Raw genomic sequence first — 13,379 nt, forward strand, 5'->3', positions numbered from 1 at the left:
GCAGTTAGAGAAAAGACTTACCGGGCTATCACCCGATAAGTCTTTCTGTATAATCTTTATGCTTAGAGATTAGGATTGTCCTTACCCCAATCAGCTACTGCGGGAACGATGTCGAGAGATACAATCTCGTCGCGCATCTTGCAAAGATGGTCGTAAGAAGCCTTCAATGAAGCCATTTCCTCTTCCGTACCCTGTGGCAATACATAGTGCACACCGGTAGCATCAATAGTAGTAGGCATAGCCATCATTACATTGTGGAAACCGAGTGTATCGTCGTTTACATAGCAACCTGCGGGCAATGTAAACTTCTCGCCACCCATAGCAGCCTCAATCATCTTCACTGCGTTGTAAGCAGGGCTCTGGAATGAGCTGCGACCGCGAAGCTTGATGATGCGCGAACCACCCTGTATGGTGTTGTGCTTGATTTCTTCCCACTTTTCAGCAGACAGACCGCAATCTGCCAAAGGCTTGCCGTCTACCTTCACCTGAGAAGCAAATACTGCCATCTGCTCGCCATGACCGCCGTATGTCTGTGCACCGGTAATCTTGTCTTGCTGTACACCGAACTCCAGTGCCAAAGCCTGCTGAAGACGGGTAGAGTCAAGCGCTGCGAGAGAAGTCAACTGGTTTGGCTTCAATCCAGAGTGGATAAGAGCTGTCAAAGCAGTAACGTCAGCAGGGTTGAAGATAACCACTACGTGCTTTACATCGGGGCAATACTTCTTGATGTAGTCACCGAATTCTGCTGCAATCTGGCAGTTGCCTTTGAGCAAGTCCTCACGTGTCATGCCCTCTTTACGTGGAGCACCACCTGAAGAAATGATATACTTAGCACCTGTGAAAGCCTCTTCAGGATTGGTAGTCCATGTCACGTTTGCACCGGGGAAGCCACACTGTGCGATTTCGTCAGCCACACCGTGCAGTCCGGGTTCAAAGATATCATAGAGACACAGGTTAGGAGTCAGACCCAATGTAAGTACGGTCTGCGCCATGTTAGAACCAATCATACCGCCGGCACCGACGATAACGAGCTTTTCGTTTGTTAAAAATGCCATAATTGTTAGTTATTTTAAAAAAGTTGTAAGTCTACCATTTGATTTCCGCAAAGTTACAAAAAAATGTTTTTTCAGCATCGTCTGCCCTCATTTTAAAGTGTTATTAAACTTAAAAAACGGCATTCAAAACCCATTTATCATCCTATATGTCATGTAGATATGTCAATTTGGAACCTCCGCTTTTGTCTGTTTCGCATATATTTCTTACATTTGTCTATCATTAAACAACACCAGACAACATGAAAACCGCAATATCAGAGCGACTTCAACTGCTGCGCGAACAGATGCAGCGCGAACATCTTTCAGCATTCATATTTCCCAGTACCGACCCACACCAGAGCGAGATTGTGCCTTACCACTGGGCAGCCAGAGAGTGGATAACAGGTTTCGACGGGTCGGCCGGCACTGCCGTCGTCACGCTGAACAGTGCAGCCTTGTGGACCGACTCGCGCTATTTCCTTGCTGCTGCCGACCAGTTGAGTGGCACGGAATTCCAGTTGATGAAGGCCGGACTGGCCGACACGCCGTCTATCACGGCATGGCTGGCCCGCGAGCTACGCGAACTCGACGGACCGGAGATAGGTATCGACGGCATGGTAGGGAGTTGTGCAGAGGTAGAAACACTCATAGCCGAGATGCGTGAGCATGGAGGTATCACCGTGCGGACCAACTACGACCCACTGCAACAGATATGGACCGACCGACCGGAAATACCGCTCAATCCCGTCGTACTGCACCCTTTGAAATATGCAGGCGAAGATACCGCTTCCAAGCTCCAGCGCATCCGACAGGCACTACGTGGGCAACATGCCGACGGCATGCTCGTGTGCGCCCTCGACGACATTGCCTGGACGCTCAATCTGCGGGGCAGCGACATACCCTGCAATCCTCTCTTCGTGAGCTATCTGCTCATTTCCAGTACGACGACCACACTCTTCATAGACCCGCGCAAACTCCCGACCGAGGTAGAAGACTATCTGCGAAGCATACACGTAGACGTTGCCCCTTACGAGAAAGTGCAGGACGGACTGTCCCATTATTTCGAATACAACATACTGATAGACCCCACAGAGGTGAACTACACGCTCAGCCGAGCCGTCAAGTGCCAGGCCGTCGTGCGCTCTGAATCGCCCATTCCCTATCTCAAAGCCGTGAAAAACGATACTGAGATAGCCGGCTTTCGCCAAGCCATGAAGCGCGACGGCATCGCTATGGTGAAGTTCCTGCAATGGCTGGAGACTGCCGTGGCTGCCGGTGGGCAAACAGAAATGACAGTAAGCACCCGACTTGAACAATTCAGAGCCGAACAACCGCTATACAAAGGAGCTTCGTTCCCCACCATCTCGGCCTACGAAGCCCACGGCGCTATCGTGCATTACGAACCTACGCCGGCCACCGACATGCCGCTAGAACCGCGCGGATTCCTGCTCCTAGACAGCGGAGCGCAATACGCCGACGGCACGACCGACATCACACGCACCATCCCACTCGGCCCTATCAGCGACCAGCAGCGACACATCTACACCCTCGTATTGAAGGCACACATACAACTGGAACTCTGTAAATTTCCCGACGGAGCAAGCGGCACACGTATCGACGCCGTGGCACGCCAACCGCTCTGGCGCGAAGGACTGAACTTCATGCACGGCACAGGACACGGCGTAGGCAGCTATCTGTGCGTCCACGAAGGTCCTCACCAGGTGCGCCAAGAGTACAAGTCGGCTCCTCTGCATGCCGGCATGACCGTGACCGACGAGCCGGGCATCTATCTAGCCGGTAAGTTTGGCGTGCGCATAGAGAACACACTCATCGTAGAAGACTACCTGAAAACCGATATGGGCAGCTTCTTGCAGATGGATTCGCTCACGCTATGCCCCATCAATCTCGCCGCAGCCGACCTCTCACTGCTCACCGACGAAGAACTCGCATGGCTCGACAGCTACCATCAGCGCGTGTACGACGAGCTGTCGCCCTACCTCGACGAGAGCGAAAAAGCATGGCTGAGAGCCTATATCAGTGTAGGAAAATAGAAATGTTTGTGAGTGAATGAGTTTGTAAGTTTTTGAGTTTTCAAAGCTTATAGGGGATGGGTAGACCTGTAAGAATTGTCCCACGTCCATGAAAAGATTGCCTTTTAGGCAAACTCATCCGCTCACAAAATCTCTCTGTATTTACTGCAGAGCCTAGGCAGCGTTGCTGTTTAGGCTTTGCAGCATTGCTGTTTGGCCCTTGCAGCAACACTGCGGAGGCCTTGCAGTTTTTGAAGTAGACAAGTAGACGAGTTGACAAGTAAACAAGTACTAATTGAAGTAGACCAGTTGCAAGTTGACAAATAAACAAGATATAAGTTGAAGTAAGCTAATCGAGACTGTCACCATGCTTTAGCAAGCCTTCAAAGCTGGTATAAACATACATCCCAACTACCCGTATGATACTCTCCTACCGCCTAAGCCTATACTGAATATTTATGCAACAAAATCATAGAATTATCACAATACAACAAGAAAATATGTAATTTTATGCAAAAACATTTGGTTGTTTATACACAAGCATATAACTTTGCTACCACACAATGAATAAAAATACAAATCATGAGAGATAAAGGGAGCAGAATAGACGCCCTCAAAATGCTTATTTCGAGTAAGGAACTAGGCAGCCAGGAAGAAGTGCTGAAGGCATTGCAAGAAGTAGGATTCAAGGTGACGCAAGCCACGCTGAGCCGCGACATGAAACAACTGAAAGTGGCAAAGGCTGCCAGCATGAACGGTAAATACGTATATGTGCTGCCAAACGAGACTATGTACAAGCGCGTACACAAGTCGATGAGCGTGCTGGAGATGATGAATACCCCCGGCTTTCTGTCGGCCCACTTCTCCGGAAACATGGGAGTCATCAAGACAAGACCGGGCTATGCGAGCAGCATCGCATACAACATCGACATGAGCGACATACCCGAAATACTGGGAACGATAGCCGGCGACGACACCATATTTATAGTATTGAGAGAGGGGGCGAACGAACAGGCTGTGATGAAGCAGCTGTATTCGGTGACTTCCATATAACGCTTTCTGCGCCATACATTCATGGGAATAACGACAAGAAGATGGTAGAACAAGAACAAACTACAGAGACAGTCTCTCCCATTGCAGGACTGAGACCGGAAAAGGAGATTCAAGTCGTGGTGGCCGACCCCTCACACGAGGTATATGTAGACATCATACTGAAGACGATAGAGGATGCGGCCAAGGTGCGCGGTACGGGTATTGCCAAGCGTACACACGAATACCTGGCCACAAAGATGAAGGAGGCCAAGGCCGTGATAGCGCTCGACGGCGACCGCTTTGCCGGATTCAGCTATATCGAGACATGGGGCAACAAGCACTACGTGACCACTTCGGGACTCATCGTACATCCCGATTATCGCGGTCTGGGACTGGCCAAGCGCATCAAAGACATGACTTTCACGCTGGCACGCAAGCGCTGGCCACAGGCAAAGATATTCTCGCTCACGTCGGGTTCGGCTGTGATGAAGATGAATACCCAACTGGGTTATCACCCCGTAACGTTCAACGACCTGACCGACGACGAGTCGTTCTGGCGCGGATGTGAGGGATGTGTCAACAAGGATGTGCTGCACCGTACGGGTCGTAAATACTGTATCTGCACCGCCATGCTCTTCGACCCTGAGGAACATCTGCCTGCAAAGATTCCCGCCGAAGTGATGGAACGGGTGATGAAAATAGAAAACGGATACCAAGAACAATAATTGAAAGGAAACAGAATATGGGAAAGAAGAAAGTAGTGGTAGCCTTCTCAGGCGGACTCGACACCTCGTACACTGTCATGAAACTGGCCCAGGACGGCTGGGATGTATATGCCGCATGTGCCAACACGGGCGGTTTCAGTGCCGAACAACTCAAGACCAATGAGGCCAATGCCTACAAGCTGGGGGCTGTAGCCTATGCTACGCTCGACGTAACGCAGGAATACTACGAGAAGAGTCTGAAGTATATGATTTTCGGTAACGTGATGCGCAACAACTGTTATCCCATCTCGGTATCGTCCGAACGCATCTTCCAGGCCATAGCCATAGCCCGCTATGCCAAGGAAATCGGTGCCGATGCCATAGCGCATGGCTCTACCGGAGCGGGCAACGACCAGATTCGCTTTGACATGACATTCCTGGTAATGGCGCCGGGCATAGAGATTATCACCCTGACGCGCGACAAGTCGCTGAGCCGACAGGAAGAGGTGGACTACCTGAATGAGCATGGGTTCGCGGCCGACTTCGCCAAACTGAAATACAGCTACAATGTAGGTATCTGGGGTACAAGCATCTGTGGCGGCGAATTGCTCGACCCCACACAGGGCTTACCCGAAGAGGCTTACCTCAAACATGTGACATGCAACGAGGAGACCGACCTCAGGATAACATTCAGGCAAGGCGAGATAGTGGCCGTCAACGGCGAAGCATTCGACGACAAGATAGCCGCCATCCAGAAGATAGAAGAGATAGGTGCAGCCTATGCCATCGGTCGCGACTGCAACGTCGGAGATACGATTATCGGCATCAAGGGGCGTGTAGGGTTCGAAGCCGCAGCTCCGAAACTGATTATCGAGGCTCACAGGCTGCTGGAAAAGAGCACACTCAGCAAGTGGCAACAGTATTGGAAAGACCAAGTGGCCAACTGGTATGGCATGTTCCTGCACGAGAGTCAGTATCTGGAACCGGTGATGGCCGACATAGAAGCCATGCTCACCAGTTCGCAACGCCACGTGAACGGAACAGCCATCCTGAAACTTCGCCCCTATGGTTTCCAGACCGTAGGCGTGGACAGTGACGACGATCTGACGAAATCCAAGCTCGGAGAATACGGCGAGATGCAGCACGGATGGACTGCCGAAGAGGCCAAGGGATTCATCAAGGTAAGCTCTACACCGTTGAGAGTGTACTACGGAGCGCATCCTGAAGAAGAAAGATAAGTCTCTCCTGCCCCATCCCAAAGAAAGGGGAAATGCAACTTTCCGGCGCAACAAAACGGCCAACAGACAACCAAACATATATTAAAATGTCAACAGGAAAAAGAATCTATCGCCCCAACAATCGCATGATTGCCGGCGTATGCAGTGGTATCGCAGCGTATTTCGACTTCGACCCTACACTCACTCGTGTACTCTATGCCCTGCTCACAGTCTTCACCGTTTTCAGCGGAGTGATTGTTTACCTGATACTATGGCTCGTAATGCCGAGCGAATAGAAAGAGTTCAGAGATAAAACCCACAAAAATCACAATCCCACAAACTCACCAAGAATGATAAAAGTAGGAATCTTCGGCGCAGCCGGATATACGGGAGGAGAACTCATTCGCCTGCTATTGAACCATCCGGAAGCCGAAATCGTGTTTGCAAACAGCGAGAGCAATGCCGGCAATTCATTGGCCGACGTCCACGAAGGCTTGTTGGGTGAGACTGATATGCAGTTCACCGACAAGATGCCGATGGACCAGACAGACGTCGTATTCTTCTGTTTCGGACATGGTAAGAGCGAGGCTTTCCTGAAAGAGCATGCCATTCCGCCCCATGTGAAAACTATAGATTTGGCACAGGACTTCCGCTTGGAAGCTCCCGGAAACGACTTTGTATACGGCTTGCCCGAACTCAATAAAGAGAAGATAGCCCATGCACAGCGCGTGGCCAATCCCGGATGCTTTGCCACCTGCATACAGCTAGGACTCCTACCGGTCGCGAAACTCGGTCTCATCCGGGAAGACGTGTCCGTGAATGCCATTACCGGCAGCACCGGAGCAGGACAGAAACCGGGGGCGACAACGCATTTCTCATGGCGCAGCAACAACATGAGTATCTACAAAGCATTCAACCATCAGCATGTCCCTGAGATTTGCCAGAGCCTGAAGCAGGTTCAGGGGAAGCTGGAAGCTAGTATCGACTTCATTCCCTATCGGGGTGATTTCGCCCGTGGTATCTTCGCTACCGAGGTGGTCAAGACCGACGCCGACCTCGACACCATTGTCAAAGCATACAAGGATTTCTATCGGGATGCGCCCTTCACTCACTACGTAGACAAGGCCATCGACCTGAAAGAGGTGGTCAACACCAACAAGGCGCTCGTGCATTGCGACAAGACAGACAATAAACTTCTTATTACCTGCTGCATCGACAACCTATTGAAAGGTGCAGTAGGACAGGCAGTCCAGAACATGAACATCATGTTCGGAATCGACGAGACCGCTGGTCTGAAGCTGAAGGCCTCGGCATTTTAAACTTTAATCCACGCACATGAAACTATTCGACGTATATCCGCTGTTCGATGTAAACATCGTGAAAGGTCGGGGATGCAAGGTATGGGACGACCAAGGGCAGGAATACCTGGACCTCTATGGCGGCCACGCCGTCATCAGCATCGGCCATTGTCATCCGCACTATGTGGAACGAATGACACGGCAACTCAATGAACTGGGCTTCTATTCCAATTCGGTCATCAACACCCTGCAACAGGAACTGGCCGACCGACTGGGGCGGATTTCAGGCTACGAAGATTACAGTCTCTTCCTTGTCAACTCCGGTGCAGAGGCCAACGAGAACTGTCTGAAACTGGCATCGTTCCACAACGGGCGCAGACGCATACTCTCCGTAGCCAACGCTTTCCACGGTCGCACGTCGCTAGCCGTAGGAGTTACCGACATACCCAAGTATGCAGCGCCGGTCAATGAGACCCACAACGTCACTTTCCTCCCCATGAACGACCTCACTGCCTGGGAAGCCGAACTGGCCAAGGGCGACGTATGTGCCTGCATCTTGGAGTGTATTCAGGGCGTCGGGGGCGTCAACATGGCGACTCCCGAGTTCGCACAAGGGCTACAGGCAGCCTGCCATAAACACGGCACACTGCTCATCTGCGACGAAATACAATGCGGTTACGGACGGTCAGGCAAGTTCTTTGCCCACCAATGGCTGGATATTCACCCTGACCTTATCAGCATGGCCAAGGGCATAGGCAACGGATTCCCCATGTCGGGCATCCTCATCTCGCCCGAATTCAAGGCCGTCTACGGACAGTTGGGAACTACCTTCGGCGGCAACCATCTGGCCTGCACAGCAGCCTTGGCAGTGCTCGATGTGTTTGAAAAAGAGCACTTGGTGGAAAATGCCAATACCATTGGCACCTACTTCATAGACCAGTTGAACAAACTCAAAGAGGAAAACAGCCACATCAAAGAGATTCGTGGACGCGGATTAATGATTGGTGTCGTGCTGGACATTCCCCACAAAGACGTGCGCCATCAGCTCATCTACGAACACCACTGCTTTACAGGATGTGCCGGGACTAACATCCTACGCATTCTCCCACCCCTCTGCCTGAACAAAGAAGAGGTAGACGAGTTCATCGGCAGATTCAGAACCGTACTGACAACATGTCCCCAGTAAAATCCATCAACACACAACTATGAGAATAAGCATTATCGGAGCAGGAGCTATGGGCGGCTCATTTGCCGAAGGACTGCTCAAAAGCGGCATCGTCAGACCATCGGATGTGACCGTGGCCAATCCACATTCCGACAAACTAGACCACTTTGCCGAACTTGGTGCGAGCGTCACCACCGACAACAAGGCAGCTGTGACAGCAGCCGATGTGGTGGCCATCGTGGTAAAACCGTGGCTGGTAGAGCAAGTCATCAATGAAATAAAACCCGTCATGGACTACAACCGCCAGATGGTCATCAACATGGCAGCAGCCATCGACGCCAACCAGCTGAAAGCATGGCTGGATAAAGACGGGAATGTCCCCCCACTTTTCCAGGTGATTCCAAACACCGCCATCGCCGTGCGCACATCCATGACTTTCATCGTCCCTATAGGTGCCGACGACGAGCAAACGGCTGCCGTCAAGCAAGTATTTGACAATCTTGGGCAGACTTACATCACCGACGAGCAGCATCTGGGAGCCGGAACGACGCTGGCCAGCTGCGGCATTGCCTATGCCATGCGCTACTTCCGGGCGGCTTCTGAAGGCGGTGTGGAACTCGGATTCAAGGCCGATGTGGCCAAAGACATCGTACTCCAGACCGTCAAGGGAGCTGTAGAACTGCTTCAGGTCAACGGCAACCACCCCGAAGCAGAAATAGACAAGGTGACGACACCAGGCGGACTGACCATCCGCGGACTCAACGAAATGGAGCATGCAGGCTTTACCAGTGCCGTCATCAGAGGACTGAAAGCCGCTATCAATCAGTAGGTTGCGCCCCCTCCAGGCTTGCCGGCCCACCAGTCTGCCAACGTCTGCTTTCCAAAAGAGCCTCTTTTGCCTCACTGCAAAGCCCAGACAGCAATGCTGCAAAGCCTAGGCAGCGATACTGAAAAGGCCTTGCAGTATGGCAGTAGGAAAACGGATGATTTTCTAAGTGCCCGCATGCCTGTTTCAATCACATTTTTATCACTCCATCCGAATGTCTCTCTCATGCCTCTATATAATATAAGGTGTAATCTTGCACACAGTAAATAGCAGTGTGCAACTATTTTAGATACGTTTAGAATCTGCCAAATAAATAGCCTCTACAGGTCTGCGAAATAAGAAAAACTTTCGTACTTTTGACCACGAATTCAATCAAAACAACCATCAAATGGAAGAATCAATCAAACAAATCGGACAACGCCTGAGAGGGCTTCGTGAAGTGCTGAACATTCCGGCTGAGGAAGTTGCAGACCTCTGCGACATCAGCCTGGAGCACTATCTGAAGATAGAGGCCGGCGAAGCCGACCCCTCGGTATACCGACTTTCTAAGATTTCAAAACGATATGGCATCGACCTGGACGTGCTGCTCTTCGGCGAAGAGCCTCGTATGAGCACCTACTTCTTGACCCGTTCCGGTCAAGGACCGGAGATAGACCGTGGCGACAGCTACAAATACCAGAGTCTGGCCGGCGGTTTCCGTGGCCGCAAGGTAGACCCGTTCCTTACCCAGGTAGACCCATTGCCCGACGGCAAGAAATACAACAAGAACACCCACAACGGACAAGAGTTCGACGCGGTAATCGAAGGACAACTGGAAATAACGATAGACGACAAGGTACTGGTCCTGTCGAAAGGCGACACCATCTACTTCGATGGGCGACGCCCCCACTGCATGCGTGCATTGGGAGGCGAACCGGCTAAATTTCTTTGCGTAGTGATCTAAATAAGGATACAAAATGATAGAAAGATTCTTAAAGCAGACGCATTTTACTTCGGAGGAAGACTATGCCCGACATCTGCAATTCATCATACCCGAAAATTTCAACTTTGCCTACGATGTAATGGATGTATGGGCCGAAGAGCGGCCCGACAAACTGGCGCTGCTGTGGACCAGTGAGCGCGGTGAAGAAATACGATTCACATTCAAAGACCTGAAAGAGCAGACCGACCAGACCGCTGCCTATTTCCAAAGTCTGGGCATAGGACGTGGAGATATGGTGATGCTGATGCTGAAGCGCCATTATCAGTGGTGGTTGTCGGTGTTGGCATTGCATAAGTTAGGGGCAGTAGCCATCCCTGCCACGCACATGCTGACCACCCACGACATCGTATATCGGAACAACGGTGCGAGCGTGAAGGCCATCATCTGCTCCGGCGACGAATACATCATCGACCAGATAACCCAGTCGCTGCCCGACAGTCCGACGGTCAAGATACTAATCAGCGTAGGTCCGCACGTGCCGTCACACTTCCACGATTGGAACAAGGAATGGAAACAGGCACCCGCCTTCCAACGCCCCGAACACGTGAATACCAACGAAGATATCATGATGATGTACTTCACCAGTGGTACCAGCGGTGAGCCGAAGATGGTGGCACACGACTTCCTCTACGCCCTCGGACACCTGACAACAGGCGTCTACTGGCACAATCTGGGCGAGAACAGCATCCACCTGACCGTGGCCGATACAGGCTGGGGAAAGGCTGTATGGGGCAAGCTCTACGGACAGTGGTTTGCCGGTGCAACGGTATTTGTATACGACCACGAGAAGTTCACAGCCGAGAAAATCATGCGACAGATAGAGAAATATCGCATTACATCGTTCTGTGCCCCCCCCACCATCTACCGCTTCATGATTCACGAAGACTTCTCCCAGTACGATTTGAGCAGCCTGGAATACTGCACCACGGCCGGAGAAGCGCTCAACCCGTCGGTAGCCGAGAAGTTCAGACAGCTCACCGGCGTCAGTCTGATGGAAGGTTTCGGACAGACAGAAACCACGATGACGCTCGGTACATTCCCCTGGATTAAGCCGAAGCCAGGCTCTATGGGCAAGCCGAACCAGCAATACGATGTTCATCTGCTGCGTCCCGACGGCAGCGAATGTGAAGACGGTGAGAAGGGAGAAATCTGTATCAAGGTGGGCGACGAGAAGCCCTTGGGCCTCTTCAAAGGCTACTACCGCGACGAAGCACGCACCAAGGAGGTATGGCACGAGGGTATCTACCACACCGGCGACATGGCCTGGCGCGATGAAGACGGTTACTACTGGTTCGTGGGACGTACCGACGACGTTATCAAGAGCAGTGGCTATCGCATCGGACCATTCGAGGTTGAAAACGCACTGATGACCCATCCGGCCATCCTGGAATGCGCCATCACCGGCGTACCCGACCCCATCCGTGGCATGATTGTGAAGGCAACGGTCGTTCTGGCCGACGGTTGGAAGGACAAAGCTGGCGACGCTTTGGTCAAAACCTTGCAGGACCACGTGAAGCATGTCACCGCTCCTTACAAGTATCCGCGTACCATTGAATTCGTCAACGAACTTCCGAAGACTATCTCCGGCAAGATAAGACGCGTGGAAATCAGGGCAAAAGACGGAGCAGGAAACAGTTAACGAGTTTCCCGTACACAGAGGATAGGACAACCATCTACAAAGGGTTGACAGAGGGGCATGGCCAGGCAAGGGGACAAGCCCCTCTTCCATTCTCGCCCACCAAGGAGCATACGCCCCGAAAAGCAGCAGACCTGAGATAGCAAACCATTGATAACAACCGGCAACAACCTACCCACCTATTATCATATATAGGCGAAACGGGAAAGCCATTAGGAGAGACTTTTTATGAAAACATTTTTCAACATCGAGGATTTAGGAGACCTTCGGGCAGCATTGACCGAAGCCCAGGAAGTGAAGCGCAATCGCTTTGGCTACCAGCAGTTGGGCCAGAACAAGACCCTGCTGATGATATTCTTCAACAACAGTCTGCGCACCCGCCTCTCTACACAGAAAGCGGCGATGAACCTAGGCATGAATGTCATCGTGCTGGATGTGAATGCCGGCGCATGGAAACTGGAGACTGAGCGAGGCGTTATCATGGATGGCGACAAGAGCGAACACCTGTTGGAGGCCATTCCCGTGATGTCGAGCTACTGCGACATCATCGGTATCCGTAGCTTCGCAGGCCTTTCCGACCGCGATTTCGACTACGCCGAGACCATCGTCAAGCAGTTTGTCGACTACAGCGGCAAGCCTGTTTTCGCTATGGAGACAGCCACCGTGCATCCGCTACAGGCCTTTGCCGACCTCATCACGATAGAGGAACACAAGCCCGTGGAACGCCCAAAAGTCGTACTGACATGGGCACCCCACTGCCGAGCATTGCCCCAGGCCGTGCCCAACAGCTTCGCACAATGGATGAACAAGGCCGATGTCGACTTCGTCGTTACCCACCCACGAGGCTACGAACTCGACTCGCGGTTCGTGGAAAATGCACGCGTAGAATACGACCAGCACAAGGCCTTTGAGGGCGCACACTTCATCTATGCGAAGAACTGGAGCAATCCCGGCGTCACCCATCCGGCCGATTACGGAAAGATAACCTGTCAGGATATGAGTTGGACGGTAGATGCCGAACACATGGCATGGACTGATAACGGCTACTTCATGCACTGTCTGCCGGTGCGCCGCGGTCTTATTGTCACCGACGACGTCATCGAAAGCCCTCACAGCCTTGTGATTCCCGAAGCCGCCAATCGTGAAATCAGTGCCGAGGTAGTCATCAAGCGTATGCTCGAAACATTGTAACCGGCACGTCGTTTACGGCATTCCTGCCCTACAAACATATAATCCCAAGCCTGCAAGCTTGGGATTTTTCGTTTGCCACACTGGCACAAGTCGCCAACTGCCTGACCTTAATTCCTATTAAAAAAGAATTGACAAGAGCAGAAGACTAATACTTTCTTGACACAAAACCACTCACTGCTAATACCCCAATCCACTCATCAGTCTACCAACCTCCCCTCCATCATCTTTCAAACTCCATCACATCATTTTACTGCAAGGCCTCCG

12 protein-coding genes are annotated in these 13,379 nt (G+C 51.8%); 11 read left to right on the forward strand and 1 reads right to left on the reverse strand.

Going from position 1 to position 13,379, the window contains the following annotated elements; all coding sequences use genetic code 11:
* Positions 1-62: 62 nt before the first annotated feature.
* A complete protein-coding gene (locus ACZ42L_RS07945; protein WP_464697993.1) occupies positions 63-1,055 on the reverse strand; it encodes a malate dehydrogenase in 993 nt (330 codons plus the stop codon).
* Between the two features lie 239 nt (positions 1,056-1,294).
* Here ACZ42L_RS07945 and ACZ42L_RS07950 point away from each other — a divergent pair, with 239 nt between their 5' ends.
* The 11 genes from ACZ42L_RS07950 to ACZ42L_RS08000 all read left to right on the forward strand — a co-directional run bounded on the left by ACZ42L_RS07950 (position 1,295) and on the right by ACZ42L_RS08000 (position 13,115).
* Positions 1,295-3,085: an aminopeptidase P family protein gene (locus ACZ42L_RS07950; RefSeq protein WP_464715762.1), complete on the forward strand. Its 1,791-nt coding sequence runs from the start codon at positions 1,295-1,297 to the stop codon at positions 3,083-3,085.
* Between the two features lie 561 nt (positions 3,086-3,646).
* The gene (locus ACZ42L_RS07955) at positions 3,647-4,117 is read left to right on the forward strand and encodes an arginine repressor (protein ID WP_464715763.1); all 471 of its coding nucleotides are present in this window, start codon (positions 3,647-3,649) and stop codon (positions 4,115-4,117) included.
* Positions 4,118-4,158: 41 nt separating this feature from the next.
* Positions 4,159-4,821, forward strand: coding sequence for a GNAT family N-acetyltransferase (locus ACZ42L_RS07960; RefSeq protein ID WP_464715764.1), 663 nt, complete (start codon positions 4,159-4,161; stop codon positions 4,819-4,821).
* A gap of 17 nt (positions 4,822-4,838) precedes the next feature.
* Positions 4,839-6,038 carry an argininosuccinate synthase gene (locus tag ACZ42L_RS07965; RefSeq protein ID WP_464698000.1) on the forward strand — a complete coding sequence of 400 codons (1,200 nt, stop codon included), beginning with the start codon at positions 4,839-4,841 and terminating at the stop codon, positions 6,036-6,038.
* An 86-nt stretch (positions 6,039-6,124) separates the two neighbouring features.
* Entirely contained in the window at positions 6,125-6,313 is a 189-nt protein-coding gene (locus ACZ42L_RS07970; protein ID WP_464698002.1) for a PspC domain-containing protein, read from the forward strand.
* A gap of 54 nt (positions 6,314-6,367) precedes the next feature.
* On the forward strand, positions 6,368-7,336 hold the full coding sequence (gene argC / locus ACZ42L_RS07975; protein ID WP_464715765.1) for an N-acetyl-gamma-glutamyl-phosphate reductase: 969 nt from the start codon (positions 6,368-6,370) through the stop codon (positions 7,334-7,336).
* Between the two features lie 16 nt (positions 7,337-7,352).
* The gene (locus tag ACZ42L_RS07980; protein WP_464715766.1) at positions 7,353-8,501 is read left to right on the forward strand and encodes an aspartate aminotransferase family protein; all 1,149 of its coding nucleotides are present in this window, start codon (positions 7,353-7,355) and stop codon (positions 8,499-8,501) included.
* 19 nt (positions 8,502-8,520) lie between these two features.
* Positions 8,521-9,309, forward strand: a complete 789-nt coding sequence (gene proC / locus ACZ42L_RS07985) for a pyrroline-5-carboxylate reductase (RefSeq protein ID WP_464715767.1) — start codon at positions 8,521-8,523, stop codon at positions 9,307-9,309.
* 385 nt (positions 9,310-9,694) lie between these two features.
* On the forward strand, positions 9,695-10,249 hold the full coding sequence (locus tag ACZ42L_RS07990) for a helix-turn-helix domain-containing protein (RefSeq protein WP_464698010.1): 555 nt from the start codon (positions 9,695-9,697) through the stop codon (positions 10,247-10,249).
* A 13-nt stretch (positions 10,250-10,262) separates the two neighbouring features.
* Entirely contained in the window at positions 10,263-11,927 is a 1,665-nt protein-coding gene (locus ACZ42L_RS07995; RefSeq protein ID WP_464715768.1) for an AMP-binding protein, read from the forward strand.
* Positions 11,928-12,152: 225 nt separating this feature from the next.
* Positions 12,153-13,115: a Rossmann-fold NAD(P)-binding domain-containing protein gene (locus ACZ42L_RS08000; RefSeq protein WP_464715769.1), complete on the forward strand. Its 963-nt coding sequence runs from the start codon at positions 12,153-12,155 to the stop codon at positions 13,113-13,115.
* Positions 13,116-13,379 lie beyond the last annotated feature (264 nt).

Source organism: Prevotella mikamonis, from assembly GCF_055381405.1.

Excerpts from the sequence above, each read along its gene's own strand:
- ACZ42L_RS07945 (WP_464697993.1), bottom strand. The coding sequence starts at position 1,055 with ATGGCATTTTTAACAAACGAAAAGCTCGTTATCGTCGGTGCCGGCGGT.
- ACZ42L_RS07950 (WP_464715762.1), top strand. The coding sequence starts at position 1,295 with ATGAAAACCGCAATATCAGAGCGACTTCAACTGCTGCGCGAACAGATG.
- ACZ42L_RS07955 (WP_464715763.1), top strand. The coding sequence starts at position 3,647 with ATGAGAGATAAAGGGAGCAGAATAGACGCCCTCAAAATGCTTATTTCG.
- ACZ42L_RS07960 (WP_464715764.1), top strand. The coding sequence starts at position 4,159 with ATGGTAGAACAAGAACAAACTACAGAGACAGTCTCTCCCATTGCAGGA.
- ACZ42L_RS07965 (WP_464698000.1), top strand. The coding sequence starts at position 4,839 with ATGGGAAAGAAGAAAGTAGTGGTAGCCTTCTCAGGCGGACTCGACACC.
- ACZ42L_RS07970 (WP_464698002.1), top strand. The coding sequence starts at position 6,125 with ATGTCAACAGGAAAAAGAATCTATCGCCCCAACAATCGCATGATTGCC.
- argC (WP_464715765.1), top strand. The coding sequence starts at position 6,368 with ATGATAAAAGTAGGAATCTTCGGCGCAGCCGGATATACGGGAGGAGAA.
- ACZ42L_RS07980 (WP_464715766.1), top strand. The coding sequence starts at position 7,353 with ATGAAACTATTCGACGTATATCCGCTGTTCGATGTAAACATCGTGAAA.
- proC (WP_464715767.1), top strand. The coding sequence starts at position 8,521 with ATGAGAATAAGCATTATCGGAGCAGGAGCTATGGGCGGCTCATTTGCC.
- ACZ42L_RS07990 (WP_464698010.1), top strand. The coding sequence starts at position 9,695 with ATGGAAGAATCAATCAAACAAATCGGACAACGCCTGAGAGGGCTTCGT.
- ACZ42L_RS07995 (WP_464715768.1), top strand. The coding sequence starts at position 10,263 with ATGATAGAAAGATTCTTAAAGCAGACGCATTTTACTTCGGAGGAAGAC.
- ACZ42L_RS08000 (WP_464715769.1), top strand. The coding sequence starts at position 12,153 with ATGAAAACATTTTTCAACATCGAGGATTTAGGAGACCTTCGGGCAGCA.